This is a genomic window from Pseudomonas sp. S60 (assembly GCF_016647865.1).
In the GTDB taxonomy this organism is placed as follows: domain Bacteria; phylum Pseudomonadota; class Gammaproteobacteria; order Pseudomonadales; family Pseudomonadaceae; genus Aquipseudomonas; species Aquipseudomonas parafulva.
In genome coordinates this window covers 17,260-39,167 of sequence record NZ_JACVVH010000005.1, presented here as the reverse complement: position 1 = coordinate 39,167, position 21,908 = coordinate 17,260, and the positions used below count along the sequence as shown (strand labels likewise).

The window sequence follows — 21,908 nt, the reverse complement described above, 5'->3', positions numbered from 1 at the left end:
GGAGGATCTCATGTCGTAGAGAATCGTTTCATCTTTCCAGTATGAGCCATGGGTTGTCTGTCGGAGGGGCGTTGGAAATGCCTGCTGCTCCGTGCAGTAGGTAGCCATTCAGGATGCTGGTTTTACGAGGACCTCTGACACTGCAGGTCCAAATATTTTGCCCATTGGATCTTTTTTGATGAATGCCCAGTTTCTCAAATTGACGTTGGAGACGTCGCCACGCGTCGTTGTTAAGATCTGATTCGGTTAACTCTGGGTGCTCAGCAGCATAGCGTTGGAAAATGCCCGGTGTGACTAGGAAGAATGCGCCATCCACGGTATGCACTTTAGCCTTACTGTCGTTGACCACTAAGCGATGACTGCGAATGCCCTCCCGCAGCCACTCGATAAAGGCTAATCCCGCGGCGTCCTGCTCCGGCGAAGTGGTAGGCCTGAGGCTTGCTGCAGTTGGTCCAGCCTGAAGCTCGGCTGGGTCCTCAAGCATGCCCATCAGATCGTCGAGGTAGTCGAACTCCTGATTCACCGGCACAGCGGCGAGCGTTTGTTCTGCCGCTGCAATCTGTGGCCCGGCTAGGGCAGACTCCCTGACGTCATCAGTCGGCAGGGCTGAGTCCATCATCGGTTCAATCGTGCCACTGAAGCAGTCTGGCCTGGACTCATTGGCCCAGATCAGACTCGGCTGCAGGCGAAGGAAGGTGAAGCGATGCTGCCAGTCACCGTCCGTGACAGTGGCGTTCCAAATCGCTTTGCCTTCCGGCGTCGCCTCCACCAATCCATGAGACTGCAGTTCATCGAACAAGGCGATGTTGGAGGTGGGGATACCGTCCACGGCCTGAGCCAGCAAATGCGCGCGCAGCTTGTCGGTCGTGGTCTTGCTGACCAGCCATAGGTGGTCTTCGGTGAGCCAGCCGGCCGCGCCGGGCTGGTTGAGCTTAAACTCGTTCTTCACCAGATGGCGCAGTCCCGTTAGCAAGTGGTGCTGCAGGGAGTGCTTGGGCGCCTGCAAAGCCTTCGCAGGATTGCCACCGATGTTTTGCGCTGTGGAGACACGGTCAGCCTGCAGCACCAATTCCCCGAGTGTCCCAGCGTGCTCGTAGTGGTCGGCGAGCAGAAACAGCAATTGACTCCACAATTCGGGGTAATCGCTGAGCCAGTCGAGCAGGGCGGGCGATAGGATCTGCGTATAGAGCAACCCCGCCGCGGCGCCGTGCAGCTTGTAATCGCGGCCTGGGTGGTAGCGGAAACGGTAGGGCTGGTTCAGCGGGCCGTGCCAGGGGTGCCAGCGTTCGGCATTCTGATACTCGACCTGCAGGTCTACGGCGATTTTGCCGATGTCATGGAGCAGGGCACCGTAAGCGATCGCGGCGCTCCACGCGTCGGCCTGTGCGGCCTGGTCTTCCGGTGCTGCGCCACTGGGGAGGAGGTAGGACTGTCGTAGTTTCAGGCTGCACGCCACCAGCTCCAACCCGTGATCGAGCATGCCCCCGGGATAGGCGTGATGATGGCTTTCGCTCGCCGGGAGTTGCTGTACGAAGCTGGCGTAGCGGCGAATGGGCTCGAGGTAGAGCCGATCAAACTGCGCTTCGGAGAGGGCCGTGTACTGCCAGATGCGTTCGAGCAGCTCTCTCCGGTGATCGGCGGCGAGTAGAGATTCGGCCGACCGGGGGAGCATGAAGCCCTCGGCGATGGGCGTGAGAGGGGGCTCTGCCGCCTCACCTTTTTGAAATGTTAGCCACCAGCGTTTCATCGCATGACCTGCTGTTCGTTCGGAAGGTCCTTTTGCCTTTTCGGATAGAGCTCTTACCCTTGCGCCCCCTTCCATTGCCGCCGTTACCCTTTACCGCCTTGGCCTTTTTCGCGCGTGTGATAATTCGAAGCCAGCTCCATCGGGATCGGCGGCCGCTCGGAATAGCGGTCCCTTTGTTCAGGGCGTAGATTGCCGGCATGATTTCTAGAGCTGGGGCGCTGATGACGTTGAGTGATGCGGTATTGGTCGTGTTATTGGCTGATCGGATTCATGGCACGGATGCGGCCATCCGATCTGCGGCCAAGCGCTGTGCGAAAAAACTGCCCCGCAGCCAGCGCGATATCGTGTTCAAGATTAGGAACAGCGCGAACCCACGGGAACTTGTGTCAGCACTTGTCTGATTGAGCGACCAGGCGAGGTCGTTTTAACCGGCGCTGTGCAAGAGACGTGCGTGCTTTAAGTAAATCCTCGGCTAACTCTGCGGTCTCAGTTATTATCCCAGCACTTGTCCCACACCTAGGAACATTATTCATGTCCAAACTTGCCGAGTTCAAAGCACTGGAAGCGCAACTGGCCGCGCAGCTGCAACAGCTGGATGCCATGAAAAACGACTCCGGTTTGAAGCAGGAAATCGAGTTTGAACAGAAACTCAAAGCGTTGCTGGAGCAATACGGCATGGGCCTACGCCAAGTGATCAGCATTCTGGATCCGGCCAAGGGCCTGAGCGTAGCGACAGCGAGTGCGTCCAGCAGCAGCCAGCGCAAGCCTCGCGAGGTGAAACGCTACAAGCATCCACAGAGCGGTGAGGTTGTGGAAACCAAGGGCGGCAATCACAAGATCCTCAAGCAGTGGAAGCAGGAGCACGGCTCGGACACCGTTGAGAGCTGGCTGCAGTAATTAATGGCTTCCTGCCGGCGGCGGGTGCTGCGCAGCAGATAAAACAAAGGCCCCGGATAGGGGCCTTTTTGCTGGGTGGAATCACGCGGTGAGACGAGCTGGCATATCCGTGGCTTGAACAGACTGCAAGGCCAACAGGTACTCAGAGGCTTCCCGGGCCTGACCACTGGCGCGGAAAATGGCTCGTTTGTCCTCTTTAAGGATCTTCAGCCAGGACGCCAGGTATTCCTCGTGCCGCAACTCACCCGTGGTACCGGTGAGTGCGCAGAGAAAGGCGGCGCCCATTTCTGCGACCAGCTCCTCAAAGGCATACGCCGTGGAGCCGAATGCATGCCCGCCGGTGATACCTTCACGGTTCAGACGCGACCGGTGGCCCGACCAGTGTGTCAGCTCATGTAGAGCCGTTGCGTAGTAGCTGCCGACGTCTTCGAACTGCGCCTTCGTAGGCAGTTGGATCAGATCACGGATCGGCTGATAGAACGCGTCATCGCTGTAGCGATGCTCGATGCGCGCACCGCTGGCGACCAGCAGTTGCTCGGCCGGTTCATGATCGATGAAGGTCGCCGGCTCAGTGTGCTCAGCGGAGGCTGGCTCCTCGTCAGGCAAGCCTTCAGTCTGCTCGATGTTGAACAGGCAGTGCGTGCGCAGGATCGCGAACTGCACCAATTTGATGTTGCCCTGTTCATCGAGAACGACCTGGCCATCCTCGTCATGCGCCTCCTTGCTCATCGGTTTGTATAGCACCGCGAGGGTGGATTGCTCGCCCTTGCGCACATGGCCGCCAGCCTTGCGTGCTTGATTGAAGGTCAGCCAGCGATCCTGGGTGAACCCTCGCAGGCGGGCCTCGGCCCACAAGAGTGGAACGTTGATGCCGGCGTAGGGCCGCCGGGTAATGGCGTTGATGGGGAATGGGGAGTCAGCGCTCGAACCTGCGGTGGTCCAAGGTTTGATCCAAGGGATCACGCCTTGGCTCAGGGCACTGACGATCTTGTTGGTGACGTCCAGGTAGATATCGGACATGGCGTTCTCCGGTCGTGAAGGGGGGAACGCTGCCCGGCCGGGAAGGGTTCCCGGTGGGGGTAGAGGAGGGTACGACGGTGCTGAGTGGGTCAGAGGGCGGCGATGTCTACCGCGCTCTCATCAGGCAGTCGGACGAGTAAAAAAGCCGGGCCGCTGCGTGGTATGACGCGAGCCAGCTGAAGCTGCGGCAAATGGGCAACTACTGAAGTTCCGTTGCCCTGCAGGTCGAGCTGCAGTGCTACGGGACGGTGCAAGGCAAGCGGTGCAGAGGTCAGCGCGCTATTGAGCAGGCCAACCAAGCGCAGTGCAGACTGTCCAACCGGCTCCTCGCCTGTGGCAGGTTCAATGAACTGCCGCCAGACACCTGGGCTCAGCACAATGGCAGTGGAAAGGTGGTTCATCCTGGACATGGTGGCCTCCGGTTAGCAGATTCCGCGTCACCTTTCTGAGGTTTGATGTGGATTTTCCCGATCCGATCAACCCGCCGAGCAGGGAGCGTCCGTCCATTAAAACGCGCCTGAACGTGGGGTCAATCTCCGATCCTGACCTCTTTTGAACGGCTCTATCCAGGGCGTTCCAAGGAAGACTATCGGCCTTGAATTCCTGACCAGCGGCAATCACCACTCAGTCTGAACGTAGTGTGTAATGCCTCCCGAAAGGCCCGCTAGGTGCCTCTCGGGAAGCGCGAAGTGCTCGCTTTTACGTTCAAGCTTTTCCCGCAGGATCAACCTCGGCGGCCAGGTACAGGTGGGTGGAGGTGGCCTCCACCACCAGCGATCCTGCAGTGCCGCGAAGGCTGGCGAGAACGGGATCATTGATGTCAAAGTACTCGGCAAAATCATCGCCGCCAAATTCATCGCGGGCGCGATTCCACCAGGTGTCGAAGTCGTCGACGGCAGGGTTGCAACCGGTGGCGTAAGCCACGCGTTTACGCCCACCGCCATCCGGCTTGCTTTCGCCAACCTCTGACATGAGGTAGACGCCGTGGTCTTTGACCAATATCACTCTGCAACCTTTGATACCGGCCTCTGCCAATACGGCATGAAGTTCAGTGCCTGTGAAACGCAGCATGATGGAGATCCTCCAGAAGGTGCGGAGGAATGCCACCCATGCGGGAGAATTCCCAGCACTGGAATGGATTGGGTTGGGTGCGTCGAAGACGCGGGCTCTGTGAGCTTTGGGGGATTAGAGGGCGTTCATCACCGGGGAACGGTGACCATGCGAGCTGCCGAACGCGAATCGCATTTGGGGATAACCATCACATACGTGACGTAGCCTCAAAGGTTATGGCTACCTGGGATGCTGGAAAACCAGCGCTTGCACAACTGGTTTAACAAGCGAGCCGAAGAGCGTCAATGGTGCTTTTTGTATGACTTCCAGGCGCAGATCCACCAAGCGCTACAGGGGATAAACGGCGGCACCCAGGTGATCAACGGTCATGGAAGTCAGCGACAGAGGAGTAATCTAAGGCTTGGATCCAAATTAACTGTAGCGGCTCGGCCCTGAGCCAAGGCACGGGGAGGGAGGTAATCAAATGTCGACTCCGACTTGTTCCACTTCTAGTCGTACATCTGTTGGCAAGTATCTAATTCGTGCTGCGGTTGGTGTCGGCCGGCTGGTTAACAAACTGGAGTCTACGATTCTGGACTTCGGCATGCTTGCCCCGGTTCCGATCAAGTATCGCAAAGTCGTTTTTTATGTTTTCAAGTTAATCCTGGTGCTAGCCGTTGCTTCAGTTGCGCTTTTCCTTGCAATAGGCATGGTAGCTGTATGGACTATTGCGGCTCTGCCAATCAGTGGTGATAGACAGCCTCGTATCCATGAAATGAGCCATCCTCGACATCATCTGCGATACCCAGAAATGTATGACGATAATGGGGCCCCTAGGTGATTGGTTATTTCAATCTGCGGGCTCCAGACATAAGCTGTGAAGATCCCTTCTCTGCTTGTACCTGAGCACCTTCACTTCCGCGGGTCAGGAGCGTTTGCATACCGCTGCCCACGTTGTATCCCGCCCAGCTCATCACGCCCAGGAAAAACATCGGCAGCACCACGAACATTGCGCCCATGACGTACTCGATTACCTGCGCGGTGACCGTTCCGTCCATGAAGCCTGCCGTCGGTAACGACAACAATGCCTGGTCTGTGGCAGAGACCTGGTTGTACAGGGTTTCGAGCATGCTCGAATCTATCCAGCGCGCCAGTTCCCACCAGAACGTCAGCATGTGCAGGGTGAACAGCGCGAACGTGATCGTCATGAGCGCCTTCAACTGGTAGGTGCTGATCAGCAGCACCAGTGGCAAGCTGATGATTGTGCCCATGATCAGGAAGGCCTGAACCATCGGTAAGGCTGTACGCAAGGCATTCATCGCCGGGTAATTGCTGAACGAGCCGAGGGCCAGGCCGGTGTTGGTGGCCAGGTTGTTGAGCCCTTGCGTCAGTGAGCCGCCCCTGGCACTGCTGCCGTAGTCCTGGAACACCTGCCCGGGCGCCATGCTCAACGATTGCTGCCGCGGGCTCACCAGCTCACGCAAGGTAGCGTCTTCGATCTCGGTGGTGGTGCGCCCAGTCAGCCAGCCCCGTAACTGCGACATCAACGATGGATCGAGCTCGGACACCAGGCGATCACGTAATCCGATGGTGCCATCGCTCCACCATTGCTTGCAGGTGGGATAACCGGCACCGTTGTCGAGCTGGGGCAGCGAGGTATCCCGGGTCTCGTCGTATGGCCAATCGACCCTGGGCATTCGCGAGCGATCGGTATCGTAGTAACCCGGTGTATTGAGTAGGTAGGTCGAGCCAATCCAGGACGCGTCGTAGCTCTGGGAATCGTCTAAATCGGGCCGATTGGTAAACAGCCGCGAGCGCGAAAAGCCGTAGCAGTCTCGGGTGAAGTCGGCGACCTCCTGCAGCAGTATCTGGTCGTTGATCCGCGAGCTGTCGATCTCCATGCGCATCGCACGGATGTCCGGTGCGCAGGGGATCGATGCGGTCGCGGCGGCGGTGATGCCTTTGCTCATGGCATGCACCAGGAACCACCACACGGGGACATTCGCGGATTTCTCTCCGATGGTGTTGAAGGTTGTGCCCCAGGCAGTATCCGCGGGCTTGGCCATGGACACGCCACACCGCTGACTCGCAGCATCGTCAAAGCTCACGGATGAAAGGTTCAGCGGGAAAAACGGCATGCAGCCAAACAGAATGACCACGTAGCTCATCCACAACCGGTTCTCGACGCGAGGGATCGACAACAACCCCTTGTTGCCCTCGTCGGCACCCTGTTGGCGGGCTGACAGCCATTCCTGCAGGATGATTGCACCGAAGGGGGCGGCGAACAGCCCGGTGTCTGCCAGCATGTTCCAGATGCCGTTGTTGATGATCCAGGCCAGCAGTGACAGGTAGTACTCGAGATAGCTGTTGGTGCTCATGTTCATGGCTGCACCTCACACGCGAGACAGCTCGACCAGGATGATCGAACTGAAGCCGATCAATCCCAGGCGCTTCAGCCGTTGCTCATCTTCAGGCTTGGGCCGCCTGCGCAACGCTGCGGCCCACCCGGCAAAAATCAGGGTGTACAAGAGGGCGCGCCAGCACGCGAAGTAGGGCGTTGTCCCTCGTGCCGGCTCGAGCCAATCCAACTGGGTCATGGACAGGTGCAGCGCCATCCAAGCCATCAACAAAATCCCCAGCATGGCGCCGAGGATCATCAGCACACGTGCGAGCGTGGACTTCACCGAAAACAAAATCATGGCGTGCTCATCTCCTGTTCGGCCCGGCGCAACCGGTCCGGCTCCGGATCGCGCTGGTCGATGCTACGCGAGGCATCGGCGCCGCCGGCGTGGCGATCGAGGACCAGGCTAGCGGTATTGGTGGCCAGCGCCTGGCGTACCTGCAGCTCGGTTTGCAGCAGGCGGATCTCGCGCTCCAGCGTTTCCACGTTGCCGTTGAGGGCGCTGGTGGCGGGCTGTGCTGAGGCCACGTTAGGCTCGTGGCTGCCAGCAAACAGCGTGCGCTGTAACAGCATCGCTTTGTAGATCACACTGGACAGCGCGGTCTCGCTGGCCAGGCGTCGTGCTATCAGGTTCTGGTCGGGGTCGTCGCGCAGCCCCTCGATGACGCCGCGAGAGACCTGCAGCAACGGGCTGGAGACTTTGCCGAGGTTCTCCGGGGAGGGTTGCTCGGCGCCTGAGACCATGCGTTGCAAACCTTCCAGATTTTCCGTGTAGGTTTCCTGGATCAGCGGCGACAGGCCGGTACCGGCGGTTACCCGCAGCGTCTCGCAGTCGTCGCAGGTCTGCACCTCGGTCTCCCCGAGCACACGTGTCGCCCACTCGGAGGCCTCCTCGGGACTCGACCAGGCTTGGCAGATGGCGCCATTCTGGCAACTCGAACCAAGAGCTGAGGTGTCCTCGATCGCCCGGTTGTGCAGCAGGTTGTAGCCGGCTTTGACGACGTCCGACGTCACCCGGATGGGTTGCTGGCCGTTGCCACCGGCTTTTTGCCCACCGACCCAACTGACGCCGTTGTTGCCGTTATTGGATTCGGTGTCTTTCACAGCCGTCACGGCATCACCGCCGGACTGCTCGAGGTTGTGCTGCATTTCCTGGTTCTGCGCCAGCGCACCCCAGCCGGCCTGGTCGACCTTGTCAGCCATCTTCGCCGCCATTGCCTGGCAGGTGAGCTTGGAGCGGTCGAAGTCGATCCGTCCCTGCAGAACACCATTGCTCAGCAGCTCATACAGCCCGGGATTGGCCCGCTGGATGATCATCGCCGGCAGCGACATCACCGCCTGAGTCGCGTTCTGGATGACGTTGCCCATGATTTGCTGGAAACCCTGGGTGGCGCCATTGAGCTGGTTCTGCAGGGTGTTCGAGAGGTTCATGTTTCCGCACATCATGTTGGCGCGCCACGACATGCCCACACCAAGGCCATTGGGTCGGTAGAGCGAGGAGGGCGCTCCTGCCGCTGAACCACCGCCGATGGTGTACATCACCCGGTCGTCCAAGACCGGAGCCTGGTCACCAAGGTGGTAGCCGCTCTCGGCGGCGTGGCCCACGGCATAGACGACGAAGCAAAGCAGACCGATCGAGAGGGTCTTCATCATTGGCCTCCGTCAAAATCGATGCTGAACAGGAAGGTCTGGCCCATGCGCTGGCAGCAGCGGTAGGGCCGCCACAGCGACCAGGCATAGGCGCCGTCGGCGCTCTGGATCGTTGGGCTGGGGAAGATGGCACAGGTGCTTTGGATCACCGGCGTGAGCAATTGCCAGCGGTGGTTGTTGACGTTGTTTTCCAGCACCGGCTGCGGGGGCCAGTAGCCGGGAGCAGGCACCGGCTGCAGCGGCAGGTAGACATGCGGCTGGCCAGCGCGGGTAATGAAGTCGCTGGCGCGTTGAGCCATCACGGCACCGGCTTTGAAATCGTCGGGCTGCACCAGAAATCCGTGGCGAGGGTAGACGCTACCCCACATGTCGCCGAGTGCCTGGTTGCCGATCTCGCGCATTCCTGGCACCAGTGCCTGCGGGTAGACGGATTCGGGAATGGCCTGGCGCCACGCCAGTGGGTCGAGGGTACTGAGGTAGTAGGGCGCAAACGGCACGGCACCGCTTGGGCACGCATAGCCGAACGTGTGCGCCAAGGCCGTCAGGGCAGCCCCGCCGGGGTGCCCGATGCCGTCGACATTCTTGAACCGAGGCAGGTTATCGCGCTGCGGGGAAGGCGTGATCAGGTTGCCACCCCCTTGTGACGCTGGCGTCGGTGTCGACAGTGCCGACATCTCGCTCCAGGGGTTGGTGCCGGTGTCGGCGTAACTCGACACCACCAGCTCGGGAATGAAATGCCGGATCTTCGGCGAGGTTCGCACCGTGCAGCCGAACGGCGTGCATAGCAGCCAGTAGCAGATGCCGACGACCCGGTACTCCAGGCACTGCAGCGAAGTGACGGAGGCGATGATGGTCGGGGTGGTCAGTGCCAGGCACTGCTCGGTGGCGATGAGCAGAACCGCCGCAGTGAACGCACGACTTTCGCCAGCCTTCTTGGGCATCGGTGATCTGCAGCGGGTAGAGACGGTCACGCTCATGGGCAACGCTCGGCAGGTGGCAGCGGTGTGCATCCATGCGCCAAGTTTCAGCATCCCGGATCCGGTGCTGGAGGAGGGGAGACAAACTGAGTCCGGGTTTATCGATTTCGCCTGACGGGCTGATTTAGCAGAGCGAGTCAGGCAAAATACCGAAAGAGTACAAATGTGCTCTTATCGATTTTTGCTGAGCTAAGAGGTTGCGAACAGTCCTGGCGGTATCGGTCACAACATGCCGCGCAGGCGATCAATCTCCGCTGCGACCTGCAGGGCGGCCCCCAGCTCGGACTGCTGGTGCTCTTCCATCAATCGCCAGCGCTGGGCTTTTTCCTCGGGCTCGGTCATGGCCAGGGCGAGGTACAGGCTCGGCGGCACCGCGCGGAACAGTGTTTCCAGGTTCTTCGACAGGACTACGCCTTCGGTGTACTTGCCCGAGGCCTTGCTCGCAGAGAGCAGCAGCGCCTTCTGCGCCGGCGTGAGTTTCTTGAACCGGGCGATTTCCTCGATTTCCGCCGGCGGCATGTTCAGGCATATCCACCACTCGATCATGTTGAGCATGGTCTGCGCCGCGTCGGGGAAGTCGGCCAGGTTCTGCGTGGCCAGCCAGAACCAGGCACCCAGCTTGCGCCACATCTTCGTGCCCTTGACTACAAAGGGGGCCAGCAACGGGTTCTTGGTGATGATGTGGCCTTCGTCTGTGACCATGATGATCGGACGCCCGAGGAACTGGTCGCGCTCGGCCAGGTTGTTCACCGTGTTCATCAGGCTGATGTAGCTGATCGACATCTGCGCCTCGTAACCCTCACGAGCGTAGGTGGCGAGGTCGACAATCGTCACATCGCTCTCTGGCCAGGGCGTGCCGGGCCGGTCAAAAAGGGCACCCTCGAAACCCTGGCAGAACAGGTCGATGGACTCGGCCATTTCCTGAGCGCGCTCACGGCGTTTGTCCGGCAAATGGGCGTCTGTGGCGACCTGGCGTAGGGCATCGCGGACATGGCGCGTCAGCACCTGTTGTTCGGTCGCGGCGCAGTGCTGGGCGGCATCGAGGATGCACTCGCGGATCAGGCTGCGATCAGCGCGGGTCAGGCGCGCCTCTTCCTTGGCTTCACCACCGGTGATCATCAGCCGCGCGGTGATCTCCAACTCGCCCAACACGTCACGCTGCTCATCACTGTCTAGCGCCGTTTCATCCAGGTCTTCGGTCGACAGGCTAGCCACCTGGTCCGGATGCTCGATCAGCCGACGGGCATCGGCAAACGGCGCCAGGCTTAGGCCACTGCCGGGTTTGAGCTGGACCTTGTTGACGGACAAGCCGAGCGTGGCGAAGTAGTCGCCCTGCAGGCCAAAGGAGTTGCCCGCTTCAACGATGAACAGCCTCGGCCGGTACACGGCCATGACCTGCATCAGGATCGAGACCAGGGTGGCCGACTTGCCGGCCCCGGTCGGTCCAAACAGCAGCAGGTGGCCATTCATGGAGCGGTCGAAACGTGACAATGGGTCAAACGACAGCGGTGCCCCCCCACGGTTGAAGAAGGTGATGCCTGGGTTGCTGGTGCCGACGCTGCGGCCCCAGAGCGGCAGCAGGTTGGCGACATGTTGGGCAAACAACAGTCGCGTGTACCAGTTGCGCGTGTCGCGTGCTGGGTTGTAGACCATCGGCAACCAGCGCAGGTAGCTGTTGCACGCCGCCACTTCGTCGCCCTCACGCACCGGCTGCAAGCCAGCGCCGAGCAGGACGTTGGCGGCCTGAACCGAGCGCTGGCGCAGCTGTTGTTCATCCGTACCGCGTAGATACAACGCCAGCGTACCGCGGTACAGCTTGTGCTGGCGCCCAATCAGCGCGCGCGCTTCTTCCACGTCCTGGCGGGTCTGGGTCGAGGCGAGGTTCTCGCCGATGGCTTTACGTGCCAGGCGGTTGAGCTGCTCCTCGAGCACATCCTGGGGCGTGATCACCAACGTCAGGCTCATGACCGCATGCTCGGGCAACTGATCGAACAAGGCGTTCAACGCCTCGCCCTTACGCGTTTCGCCGGTCAGCTGGCCGATATGGGGCGGCCTGCGCAGCTTGTCGACCACCATCACCGTATGAGGCTGTTGATCGAAGTACCAGAGGCCCTGTTCGCTATCGGAGCGTGGTTCCTGGAAGAACAGCCGCTCGGCGAAATCGTGGTCGAACGGCAGCGGCAGCTCCTCGCCGTCGTCCGTCTCCGGATAGGGCACGCGTCGATAGAACGCTGCGGGGGATTCGTCGGTGAGGGCAGGGGACGGGTTGAACCAGGGCAGCAACCAGGCGTAGAAGTCGCGTCCGGTCAACCGTCGAGGGCTGACCCCGCAGGCCTGCAGCGAGGCCACCAGGCGGTCGCAAGTGCGGCTCAGCAGCTGAGTCGGGCTCTGCCCGTCATCGTCACCCTGGTCCCCGAGCCAGCGGTAGACCACCAGTCGAATCCGCCGATTGCTGCCGCGCCAGGGCAGGTGGGACACGACATGGTCGTCGAACAGCCCACCCGGTTTAGCAATGGCGTCGAGATGACGCTGCATCGAAGCGAGGAAGGCCTGGGTAAATGGTGTGCCGCGTGCCCTCGGCGCGATATAGCGCTCCAGGCGATCAAGGTACGGGGCAAAGTCACTGTCGTCCTGGCAGAAGAACTGCACCACCCAGGGAGCCTGGTCCAGTTCGTCGAAGCTGTCCTGCAACGCATCCTCCAGGGCGTCACGGGCCGCCATCAACCACTCGGGCTCACGACCCTCGGTCCCGATCGGCTGCAGCTCGAACACCGCGCCCACTGAGCGGTTGTCGTCGAGCAGAAAGCACTGCTCGTCCTCGAGGTATTCGACCCAGGGTAGGTGATCGGTGAAGCTGGGATTGTGCGCATACTGGGCGGCCTCGTCGGCAAGCGTAGCGCGCCGGCGCTGCGCCGCGCGCCAGGGCTTCCAGTGTGGCGGGTCGGGTCTTATGTCATCGGCCATCACAGATCGTCCAGGCGTTCGCCGGGCAGCGCGTACTGGACCTTCTCGTACAGCGGGAACACGGTCGAGTAGCCTGGAACGGGGGTCTGCTGGGTACCGGCCAGGTGCGGGTACACGTACATGACCAGGTCCGGATTGGGCAGGCGTGGGAACTGGGCGCGGATCTCGTTGGCGGCGGTGCGCGTGTAAGCGCTTTGGTCGCCTATCAGGCGCTCAGGGTCGAGCACTGGACGGCGCAGTTCGCCACGCGCTTCCTGCAACTGCTGCTGGGAACCGACGGCGCCACCGCCGTTCCAGATGTCCAACATGGTTTGATCGCCGTGGGACAGCATTTCCTCCTTGCTGGTGGAGCAGCCGGCCAGGTGCAGGCCGAGCAGCAGGCTAATCCAGATCCAGTACCGAGATGGATGGGCTTTCATGGTTCACTCTCCGGCCTTTGGGTTCGTAGTCGATGCTGATCTCGTGATCCAGGTGCAGGGCCACCTTGGCCCCGGGCGGGACGTAGATGGCGGCAAAAGCTTCGCCATAGAGCTTGTTGATCCACTCACGGATATCGCCAATGCCACCACTGATGACCGAGTTCAGCGCGCTGTTGCCGCTGTTCTGGGTCAAGCCCAGGCTGCCGCCGGCCGAGTTGATAAATGAGGTGTTGGTCTGCTCGCTGCCCAGGGCCGCGGCGAAGGCGGCGCCGGCCGCCGTGATCAGACTCTGGCTGCCCAGGTATTGCTGGGCGTTGGAACGGCGCTCCCCGGAGATGCAGGGAATGCCGTAGGGATCGGAGATGTAGCCCAGCCCGCCGCGGATCTTTTCAGTGTCGGAGGACTGGGTGCTGCTGCGATTGCGGGTGACGACCTTTTGCGGCTCGGGCACCGTGCGGACGGTGCCATCGCTGAAGACAAAGGTGATCGACTCGACCTGGCCGCGCACGCAGGACAACGTCCAGTCGCCGGCGGCGGTGCCGCTCATGACCGCGCCGACCACATCTGGCAGGTCGATGCCGTTGGCGGTGAGGTTGTCCGGACCCACCAGCACCTTGAACGGATAGGGGTCGTTCACCGTGCCGTCCACCGGGACCCGGCCAATCAGCGCGGTCATGGCGATCGAGCCCATCAGCGTCGAGTTTTCAGGGAGGGTGTAAACGGGCTTGGCACCCTCGGCGCGGTCCTGCGCGTCCTCCAAGTCACGCTCGCCCTTGGCGACGACACGCAAGCGGTCCTGGCCACGATCAATGGCGTTGTTGTCCAGGCCGTGCAGGTCCTTGAACGTCGACGTCAGCGATGACAGCGGACCATCACCTTTGCTGGCGTCGTCATGGCCGGCGCGCGCATTCGACGGCTCGATCCACTGCACTGCATCAGGCGCTGATTGCGCACCCGAAAACTGTTCTTCGTCGCCGGGCTCAAGCCCAAAGCCTGCGGGGAGATCCGACTTCGCGGCCGGCTTCTTGGTGAGCTGGTCCTTGAGCCTGGACAGCAGGCTCTGGGTTTCGCGGTGCTGCTGTTCGGCCTTCTGCCGGGCATCGTTGGCTAGCTGGCGCTGCTCGGTGACCTGCTGGGTGACGCTGCTCAAGGTGCTCTGGATGCGCGTGTCGATATTGCCTTCGCGCGAACGCAGCCGGTTGTTCTCGGTTTGTAGCGCATCGTTGCCTTTCTTCAGCGTCTGCATCTCACTGCGCATCGCTTTGACCTGGCCGATCAGCGTGGCCACGGTGTCGCGTGGAGTGTCGCCCGCGATGCCCAAGGCCTTGGCCTGTTCCGCGCTGAGCGTGGTTTTGTCCGGATCGCGAGCGCGCTGGCCGTCCGGAGCGGCCATCCAGGATTTGAATATGATCAGCACGATGCCCAGCAGGACTCCAGGCACCAACCACTTCAGCAGGCTGTTAGCTCTCATGATCGGTAGCCTCCGGTGTTGGCGGAGGCAACAGCAGCGCGTGCTTCAAGTCCCCGCCGCGGGTAACCAGGTAGGCCACGGTGGTGTCTTCAGGCGTCCCGGCGAGGCCAAGGTCTGCGTGCTGGAACGTCGCGGCGTACAGCGTCGCCTGCAGGTGACGCGGGTCCAGCGTGACCTTGCCGGGCCCGCGATTCACGATCTTTACCGCCGTTACCCAGTAGTCGCCCAGGCGCCACGCAGCAAGCACCTTGATCGAAACCCGTTCGGTCGGCAGCAAGGTCCTGAGCGCGGCGGAGTCGCTAAGTGGCACACGCCGCACACCGGGCAATGGCGCCACCGTACGCAGTGGCGCATAGAGGTTCTGCGCGGCATAACGGGTAAGCACCACCGGTACCGGCGTCGCCGCAGGTGCTGCATCTTTTTCGTTGTCCGCGTCCAGTGCCTGGGCCTGGGCCACGATCTTGACAGGCTCCAGTGACTCGCTGCCCTCGAGCGCTTCGATATCGATCAGGATGATGTCGCCCGTCTTCACCGACTGCAGTTGCAACCGGGTAGGGGGGAGTGCTTCGGCGGCGCGCAGGTAGATCGTACCGCCGACCGACTGCACGCGAAGCTTGTTGGCGATCGCGCTGGGCAGTCCGACGCGAACATCTTCATCCAGCATCAGGATCCGCTCCTGGCCCACCGTGAGCGGAACGGCCAAGGGCAGGCGGTCCCAGTATTTGACCTCGACGGCGCCGACCGCTGAACACCAGCCGCTGGTCATCACCAGAATTAGGATCAAGACACGCATCATCACGCACCTCCCGGCAATGTCAGCTTCTGCGGTGTGCCTTCGTAGCAGTCCAGCGCCAGGCCCCACTTATTGCGTTCAGGGTCGACGTCGAAGCGCACCACCCGCAGCGGATAGCGCACGACCACGCGTTTTACCGGCTCGGCGGCGTAGTACTCGTCGGCGTTGAGGTCGAGCTTGACCAGCCAGCTGTGATTATCCAGCTGCTTCACGCGCAGGTCGGGGTCGTCGCTGTAGCCACGGCCGAGCACCTCGTAAACGCCGCGCACCCGGCCACGCAGTTCGCCGGCGGCCTTGCGATACTCGAAGTCGCCATCGAAGAACGTCTTGCACGCGGGCGTCAGGTAGGGCTGCAGGGCAAAGATGGCTCGGTGGTAGTCGACCTCACCGTCGGTGGGCCAGCGGTTGAGTTGGCCAAAAATGTACAGGGCGAAGGCGTAGATGTTCTCGGGAGGCACATCCCACCACTTGCGCGTACTGCCGGAGCGCAGATCGGGCGGTACGTGAATGGTGAGTTCGGAGGGCGCGGCCTGCCAGCCGTACCAGAGCCCGCCGGACAGCAGTGCCAGGATTGCCACGGCGAGGCGCAGGCTGAAAATATGCGCCTGCTGCGCATCCACCTTGTTGCGGAAGCGGCTCACGGCGTGGCCCTCACATGCCGACGCGTACGGCGCAAGGTCCACGGCCCCGAATGCAGGATCAGTTGGTGCGAACCGATGCCCCAGTGCACTGCCAGGTGCCACTGTAGGCGTCGGTACAACCAGGTTTCGGGGCGGGCACGCTTGGCCCGGCGCAGCAGCTTGCCGCCGCCGAGCAACACCAATGCCATGCAGAGGAACATGCAGGTGGGGAGGGTGGCGATGGAGGCGGTGGCCAACGCCAGCGGCGCGCCGAAGATCACGCCCAGCGCTGCACCGATGATCAGGGCGACCCACATCTCGTCGTTGGTGAGGCCGCGTAGGACGGCCGGGTCACGGTTGAGGCGTTCCGGCAGGAAGGTCAGTGTGCCGTCTGGCAGCGTGGCAGGGGCGTCGGACATGGTGACCTCATAGAATCGTCGCGGCTTTGGTGAGGAACCACAGGATCACCACTACCAGCAGCGCGCCGACGCCGACCACGGCGCCGAGGTCTTTCCAGGTTTTGCGCTGGTTCTGTACGTCGGCGTAGACCGTGAGCGAATGCCAGGCCACGCCCAGGAAGGCAAGTGTGGCGATCAACAGTCCGAGGAGGATGCCGCCGTCGTAGGCGTAGTTCTTGATGGTGTCGATCAGCCCCGAACCTTCACCCCGGGAGGGGGCTTCCATGGTTGGCAGGTCGGCCCTGGCGAACGTCGAACTCAGCAAAACCAGACAGCCGAACAGGGCTTTCGAGCAGGTATCCCGCAGCAAGAGAAGCGGGCGGGGGTAGTGGCGGGAGAGGTTCATGGCAAGGTCTCCTGGTTACGACAGCATGAAAAACATCAGCACGATCAGGACGAGGGACAGGCGCAGCGTGCTGCCGCCGAGCGCACCAAAATTGAGGTTACCTGCCGCCCAGCCGCGGTAACCGGTCCACAGCGCCCAGGCGCACCAGAGCAATGCGAGTACTAACACCGATGAGCGCCACAGCACGGAACTGAGCTGCGGGGTGAACCCGGCAACGGCAGAGAACGCGCTGAGTTGGGCGTCAGTCATGCTCATCGGAAGGGCTCGAGTGCGGCGCTTCAGCACGGTAATCAACAGTCAGCTCGACCAGGTCAGTTGGCTGCGCACGTGAGGGCGATAGGTAGTTGCTGATGCCGTGCCGGACGCGCTCCAAGTCTGCCGTTAACCTGGGGTAGTCGAAGCGATAACGAACTCGGTCAGTGCCGGTTGCGCTGCTGTGTGCTCGATCAGCCAACAGCTCGATGGCATCGATCTGCCGCTGCATCAATCTAAGATCTGAGCGCTCGCGCACGTCCTGAGCGGCGGCCGTGAGGGCAACCAAGCAGACTACGAGTAAGGGGTAGGGAGAACGCGTCATGGCAGAATCCAGCTGGTAACTGGTCTTCACCATGATCAGTTAGGCTGGCGTTGGCATGCGCTAAAGGGAATGTGGAGGGCTCGGTTTTATCGCACCGGCAGCGGAGTCGCTAGCAGGGGCGAGATACCTCAGTCTCAAAAGGGCAGCTCAGCTTGAATCGCGCCTGTGTGTGTGGCCTTGGTGCTCTGGCAGAGGAGCGCCTGAAGCATTCGCCGCAGCACTGGGTTGAAAAGAAGCCATCCTTTTCTGTCTGGCGTCACTTGTTTTTTTCAAAACGCGCTCTGGTGGTTTAGCAATGTCCGCAATCGACCCAGGCTGTGTGAAAACGTAGTAAACACGTCGAAAACTGAGAGTCGCGCGGATTGCTTGATGATGCTGGCGTCCACGGCAAAGCCTTCACCTTTGACCAAGCCAGCGTCCATGCAACGACGCAGCACTTCATTGAACAGCCAGCGAAACAGATCGCTGTCCCGAAAACGGCCGTGTCGATTTTTGGAAAAGGTCGAGTGATTGGGGACCTCATCTTCAAGGCTCAACCGGCAGAACCAGCGATACGCCAGGTTCAAATGGGTCTCTTCGCACAGCCGCCGCTCTGAGCGAATGCCGTAGCAATAGCCCACGATCAGCATGCGGATCATCAGTTCGGGATCAATCGACGGACGCCCAATCGGGCTGTAAAAATCGGCGAGGTAATGGCGCAAGTCGCTCAGATCGAGACACCGATCAATGCTACGCAGAAGGTGATTGGCGGGGATGTGGTCTTCAAGGTTGAATGAGTAAAACAGCCGTTCCTGCCCACTCGATAACTGTCCCATCATGCTGCGTGCTTCCCTGCTGGCCGATGCGCAGATTTTGCTGCAGGCCAGACAGGGGAGCTACTTTTTCAACAGAATCGACGCAAAGCGGACACTGGTGAACGGCAGCTTATCTACAACGTGAAAAAGCACATAGGCGCGGCCTGTGGACGTCGTTAGAAGAAGCCGCGACCGACCCGAAGTGCTTACCTTCCGGGCATATCCTCTGGTGTCATACACGCAACATGTGAACCGCCAGGCCGGCCAGTGCGCAGGCAAATAGCACCTGTATCACTCCGCGCTTGAAGCTGAACAGAGCAACTGTTGCAGCAACCGCGATCACCGCTGAAGGCCAATCAAACGTCCCACTGAAGCCCTTTGGCCAGAGCACGTGGTAGCCGAAGAACATGGCGAGGTTCAGAATAACCCCCACCACAGCGGCGGTGATGCCCGTCAGCGGTGCGGTGAATTTCATTTCGTTGTGAGTTGACTCCACCACTGGGCCGCCAGCAAGGATGAAGATGAACGACGGCAGGAAGGTGAACCAGGTGATGAGGCTCGCCGCGACCGCGCCAGCAACAAATGGGTGCTCCGCACCGAACATCGGGTGCACGTAGCCACCGACAAAGCCGACGAAAGCAACCACCATTATTAATGGCCCCGGCGTGGATTCTCCCAAGGCGAGGCCATCGATCATCTGGGTTGGTGTCATCCAGCCGTAGTGCCCGACAGCACCCTGATACACATAGGGCAGCACAGCGTATGCACCGCCAAACGTCATCAGTGCGGCCTTGGTGAAGAACCAGCCCATTTGCGTCAGGGTTCCGTCCCAGCCAAATGACAGCGTCAACAGCCCCATAGGCAGGACCCAGAGCGTGGCACCTATCAGAATAAGACGTACTAGATGCCCCCAGCTGAAACGGGCATGTTCAGGTGTTGGGGTATCGTCATCGATCAGGGCAGGGCCATAGCTGTTCTTTGAAGCCCTATGACCGCCGCCGATCACAAATTTGCTTGGGGCGAAGCGACCACCCATATAGCCGATGATGGCGGCCACCAGAACGATCAGCGGGAACGGCACGTTGAGGGCGAAGATGGCCACGAACGAAGCACCAGCCATGGCCCACAGCCAACCATTGTTCAGGGCTCGCGAGCCAATCCGGTGGGCGGCATGGACGACAATGGCCGTGACCGCTGGCTTGATGCCATAGAAGATCCCCGCGACTACCGGTACCTCGCCAAAGGCGACATAGACCCAGGACAAGCCGATCAGGAGGAACAGCGAAGGCAGTACGAACAATGCGCCGGCAATCAGCCCGCCCCAGGTGCGGTGCATGAGCCAGCCGATGTACGTCGCGAGCTGCTGAGCTTCAGGACCGGGCAGCAACATGCAGTAGTTCAGCGCGTGCAGAAATCGCTTCTCACTGATCCACCGCCGGCGCTCAACCAGTTCCTGATGCATAATCGAGATCTGCCCGGCGGGCCCGCCAAAGCTGATGAAGCCCAACTTGAGCCAGAACAGGAAGGCTTCATAGAGGCCGATCGGTTGCTGAGCCGCTTGCGATGGCGGCTGCTCGCTCACCGCGGAGGTAGTATCAACCATTTTGGGCTTCCTCACTTGCGAAAGCCGTCAGCAGGCCATCGAAGATGCTTCCGGCGACCATTGTCAGTTGATCGTCATCACCAATGCTCTCTCTCAAGCCGGCGAGGACACGCTCGATACCGGGTGCTTCGGAAGGCTGGTTTCCCCCTACATCCAGGTAGTGAATGACGTCTGCCAGGCGTGTCAGACCTTGCTGCTGAACGGCAAAGCTCTCAATGAGATTTTCGAATGAAACCCGCTGGCCGACGTGGCTGAACCTGGCCCCATCAAAATCAAAGCCGAGTGCATCGCTTGGGCAGTCGCTGAGACTGTCCAACCAAATGAATTCGGCGTCGGCATCGATGAAGCGACGGATTAGCCAGGCACAGGCCAACCGATCCACACAGGGGCGTTTTCGCGTTGCCCATCGGCGACCTTGGTATTTGCTGCGCTCCAGCTGGTTGATGGCCTCATCGTGCGCACTCGGCTCGTCGGTGGACAGTGCACGGCTAATCGCGGTCTCAAGCTCCTGCAGGGCCGAATCGGCTTGGTTCTTGAGCAGGCCTGGGAAGAAGTCGATCGCCGCCAACTGGCCGAAGGCCTTCCTGAGCTTGCGTACCTGCCGGGCTTTCTGCAGCGCATCATCCGGGGACAAGTCAGCTCGGCAGCCTGCAATTTCCTCCATGAGCTTGGCGTACTCATCGCGTCTGTCAAATAGCCCGCTGAAGCGCTCCTCGCGTTCAGGCAGCGATAGCAGAAATGCCGTGCCGTTGATTGCCAGCACATCTCGCTCCACTGCTTTGAACGCTTCGCGGCCCGCGCTTTTTTCCGGCAACAGGTACACACCATCCCGCAGCACAGCTGCACCTGAGGCCTTCAGGGTTCTCCAGGCGCGCATACGCTCGGTGGCGTTGGCCGTCGGCAGCCCAAGGATCAATAGCGACCAATAGATCATGTAGAAAACTCGACATAAAATATATCTATCTCTACATTAATCAAGATCTAGCCAAATGCAACGGGTATTCATTGAGCGTGCTGAACAGCATCTAGTCGCGCTTACCCGTTCCTCCTGGGTATTCGCAAGCTGCTGGAGCCAACCTCTTTGCCTCAACGGCCGACCGCTGGGTCGAAAAGGGTCAGCTGCCTGCTCCATACATGCCAATTGCGGATAGAAAAGTAAAACATTCTTAATCGTCGATTAATCAGAAGCTTGAGCTCCGCCCCGGTAAGATTCCGTTCCTTTACTAGTGGAGAAAGCTCTGATGCTTCGAATGCTGTTCTGTGCCACCCTCTTAACTACCTCATTCGTCTGCTCGGCTGCTGACGTTGTGCAAGGTGGTGAGGAAACGCTGACCGTTCTTAGTTCCGGCGGCATCATGGGCGCTATCCGGGAAGTGGCGCCAGCTTATGAGAAGACATACGGCGTGAAGCTGGAAGTTCTAGCCGCGCCTTCGATGGGGGAAACCCCACAGGCCGTCCCAAATAGGCTCGCCCGCGGTGAGCAGGCGGATGTAGTTCTGATGGTAGGTTCGGCGCTCGACAACTTGGTCGCCAGCGGTCTAGCCGATAAGACCAGCCGAATTGATCTCGGAAAGTCTTTCATTGCCATGGCCGTTCGCAAAGGCGAATCGAAGCCGGACATAGGCACCATGCAGGCATTGCGCACAGTGCTGCAAAACAGCAGCTCTGTCGCATACTCCGACAGCGCAAGCGGCGTCTATCTTTCCAAGACCCTGTTCCCTCGCCTGCAGCTCGGTGACCAGTTCGTGGCCAAGGCTCACATGATACCTGCCGAGCCTGTCGGCGCGGTGATCGCTCGCGGCCAAGCACAGATCGGCTTCCAACAGCTCAGTGAGCTTAAGCCAGTAAAGGGGATCGACATCGTTGGTCTGATACCGGCTGAAGCGCAGAAAATGACGATGTATTCTGGCGCTGTCGTCACCAAGAGCCAGCATCATGCCGCAGCCCAGGCGCTCCTCGACTATCTGGCATCGCCAGAAGCCGACGCCGCGATCAAAGATAGTGGCTTGACGCCGCTACCCCATGTAGCAAGCTGACAGCGAGCGCCGACATCGAAACTGGGACTCGGCAAAATACGAAGATCTTGCCGCAGTCTTCGTTCTGCGAGCGTCTGCTATGGGT

At 60.6% G+C, this 21,908-nt stretch carries 22 protein-coding genes and 1 pseudogene; 3 read left to right on the top strand and 20 right to left on the bottom strand.

Annotated elements, in window-relative coordinates:
* Positions 1-28 precede the first annotated feature (28 nt).
* Positions 29-1,747 carry a MobH family relaxase gene (mobH, locus tag IAE33_RS03740; protein ID WP_201162277.1) on the bottom strand — a complete coding sequence of 573 codons (1,719 nt, stop codon included), beginning with the start codon at positions 1,745-1,747 and terminating at the stop codon, positions 29-31.
* A gap of 221 nt (positions 1,748-1,968) precedes the next feature.
* Here mobH and IAE33_RS24515 point away from each other — a divergent pair, with 221 nt between their 5' ends.
* Both IAE33_RS24515 and IAE33_RS03735 read left to right on the top strand, forming a co-directional pair.
* Positions 1,969-2,148, top strand: a complete 180-nt coding sequence (locus tag IAE33_RS24515; protein ID WP_236406054.1) for a DUF7740 domain-containing protein — start codon at positions 1,969-1,971, stop codon at positions 2,146-2,148.
* A 130-nt stretch (positions 2,149-2,278) separates the two neighbouring features.
* Positions 2,279-2,644 carry a histone-like nucleoid-structuring protein, MvaT/MvaU family gene (locus tag IAE33_RS03735; RefSeq protein ID WP_192907277.1) on the top strand — a complete coding sequence of 122 codons (366 nt, stop codon included), beginning with the start codon at positions 2,279-2,281 and terminating at the stop codon, positions 2,642-2,644.
* 81 nt (positions 2,645-2,725) lie between these two features.
* On the opposite strand, the gene IAE33_RS03730 is transcribed toward IAE33_RS03735, so the two are convergent.
* The 19 genes and pseudogenes from IAE33_RS03730 to IAE33_RS03640 all read right to left on the bottom strand — a co-directional run bounded on the left by IAE33_RS03730 (position 2,726) and on the right by IAE33_RS03640 (position 20,721).
* On the bottom strand, positions 2,726-3,664 hold the full coding sequence (locus IAE33_RS03730; protein WP_201162274.1) for an ArdC family protein: 939 nt from the start codon (positions 3,662-3,664) through the stop codon (positions 2,726-2,728).
* A gap of 89 nt (positions 3,665-3,753) precedes the next feature.
* On the bottom strand, positions 3,754-4,074 hold the full coding sequence (locus IAE33_RS03725) for a hypothetical protein (RefSeq protein ID WP_236406045.1): 321 nt from the start codon (positions 4,072-4,074) through the stop codon (positions 3,754-3,756).
* A gap of 295 nt (positions 4,075-4,369) precedes the next feature.
* Positions 4,370-4,735, bottom strand: coding sequence for a DUF3085 domain-containing protein (locus tag IAE33_RS03720; RefSeq protein WP_201162273.1), 366 nt, complete (start codon positions 4,733-4,735; stop codon positions 4,370-4,372).
* An 824-nt stretch (positions 4,736-5,559) separates the two neighbouring features.
* The gene (locus IAE33_RS03715; RefSeq protein ID WP_201162271.1) at positions 5,560-7,098 is read right to left on the bottom strand and encodes a conjugal transfer protein TraG N-terminal domain-containing protein; all 1,539 of its coding nucleotides are present in this window, start codon (positions 7,096-7,098) and stop codon (positions 5,560-5,562) included.
* A 9-nt stretch (positions 7,099-7,107) separates the two neighbouring features.
* A complete protein-coding gene (locus IAE33_RS03710; RefSeq protein ID WP_201162269.1) occupies positions 7,108-7,413 on the bottom strand; it encodes a hypothetical protein in 306 nt (101 codons plus the stop codon).
* Complete coding sequence (locus IAE33_RS03705; protein WP_201162462.1) at positions 7,410-8,765, bottom strand: integrating conjugative element protein; 1,356 nt, start codon at positions 8,763-8,765, stop codon at positions 7,410-7,412. The genes IAE33_RS03710 and IAE33_RS03705 overlap by 4 nt, the downstream gene beginning before the upstream one ends.
* Positions 8,765-9,742, bottom strand: coding sequence for a TIGR03756 family integrating conjugative element protein (locus IAE33_RS03700; RefSeq protein WP_201162461.1), 978 nt, complete (start codon positions 9,740-9,742; stop codon positions 8,765-8,767). Before IAE33_RS03700 ends, IAE33_RS03705 begins: the two co-directional genes overlap by 1 nt.
* A gap of 222 nt (positions 9,743-9,964) precedes the next feature.
* On the bottom strand, positions 9,965-12,706 hold the full coding sequence (locus IAE33_RS03695; RefSeq protein WP_201162267.1) for a conjugative transfer ATPase: 2,742 nt from the start codon (positions 12,704-12,706) through the stop codon (positions 9,965-9,967).
* Positions 12,706-13,125, bottom strand: coding sequence for a TIGR03751 family conjugal transfer lipoprotein (locus IAE33_RS03690; protein WP_201162264.1), 420 nt, complete (start codon positions 13,123-13,125; stop codon positions 12,706-12,708). Before IAE33_RS03690 ends, IAE33_RS03695 begins: the two co-directional genes overlap by 1 nt.
* On the bottom strand, positions 13,088-14,596 hold the full coding sequence (locus IAE33_RS03685) for a TIGR03752 family integrating conjugative element protein (RefSeq protein WP_201162262.1): 1,509 nt from the start codon (positions 14,594-14,596) through the stop codon (positions 13,088-13,090). Before IAE33_RS03685 ends, IAE33_RS03690 begins: the two co-directional genes overlap by 38 nt.
* On the bottom strand, positions 14,586-15,392 hold the full coding sequence (locus IAE33_RS03680) for a TIGR03749 family integrating conjugative element protein (RefSeq protein ID WP_201162260.1): 807 nt from the start codon (positions 15,390-15,392) through the stop codon (positions 14,586-14,588). The genes IAE33_RS03685 and IAE33_RS03680 overlap by 11 nt, the downstream gene beginning before the upstream one ends.
* The gene (locus IAE33_RS03675) at positions 15,392-16,030 is read right to left on the bottom strand and encodes a PFL_4703 family integrating conjugative element protein (protein ID WP_201162258.1); all 639 of its coding nucleotides are present in this window, start codon (positions 16,028-16,030) and stop codon (positions 15,392-15,394) included. The genes IAE33_RS03680 and IAE33_RS03675 overlap by 1 nt, the downstream gene beginning before the upstream one ends.
* Positions 16,027-16,428 (bottom strand): TIGR03750 family conjugal transfer protein, encoded by a 402-nt coding sequence (locus tag IAE33_RS03670; RefSeq protein ID WP_201162256.1) that lies wholly within the window; start codon positions 16,426-16,428, stop codon positions 16,027-16,029. The genes IAE33_RS03675 and IAE33_RS03670 overlap by 4 nt, the downstream gene beginning before the upstream one ends.
* 7 nt (positions 16,429-16,435) lie before the next feature.
* The gene (locus IAE33_RS03665; RefSeq protein ID WP_201162254.1) at positions 16,436-16,813 is read right to left on the bottom strand and encodes a TIGR03745 family integrating conjugative element membrane protein; all 378 of its coding nucleotides are present in this window, start codon (positions 16,811-16,813) and stop codon (positions 16,436-16,438) included.
* 15 nt (positions 16,814-16,828) lie between these two features.
* Positions 16,829-17,068: a TIGR03758 family integrating conjugative element protein gene (locus tag IAE33_RS03660; RefSeq protein ID WP_201162252.1), complete on the bottom strand. Its 240-nt coding sequence runs from the start codon at positions 17,066-17,068 to the stop codon at positions 16,829-16,831.
* Positions 17,055-17,390 (bottom strand): integrative conjugative element protein, RAQPRD family, encoded by a 336-nt coding sequence (locus IAE33_RS03655; protein WP_201162250.1) that lies wholly within the window; start codon positions 17,388-17,390, stop codon positions 17,055-17,057. Before IAE33_RS03655 ends, IAE33_RS03660 begins: the two co-directional genes overlap by 14 nt.
* A gap of 356 nt (positions 17,391-17,746) precedes the next feature.
* Positions 17,747-18,208 (bottom strand): annotated as a pseudogene (locus IAE33_RS03650) (transposase); the annotation flags it as partial.
* A 208-nt stretch (positions 18,209-18,416) separates the two neighbouring features.
* Entirely contained in the window at positions 18,417-19,787 is a 1,371-nt protein-coding gene (gene chrA / locus IAE33_RS03645; RefSeq protein WP_201162248.1) for a chromate efflux transporter, read from the bottom strand.
* A complete protein-coding gene (locus tag IAE33_RS03640) occupies positions 19,780-20,721 on the bottom strand; it encodes a chromate resistance protein ChrB domain-containing protein (protein ID WP_201162246.1) in 942 nt (313 codons plus the stop codon). Before IAE33_RS03640 ends, chrA begins: the two co-directional genes overlap by 8 nt.
* A gap of 307 nt (positions 20,722-21,028) precedes the next feature.
* Here IAE33_RS03640 and IAE33_RS03635 point away from each other — a divergent pair, with 307 nt between their 5' ends.
* The gene (locus IAE33_RS03635; RefSeq protein WP_201162244.1) at positions 21,029-21,823 is read left to right on the top strand and encodes a substrate-binding domain-containing protein; all 795 of its coding nucleotides are present in this window, start codon (positions 21,029-21,031) and stop codon (positions 21,821-21,823) included.
* The last annotated feature ends 85 nt before the right edge of the window (positions 21,824-21,908 follow it).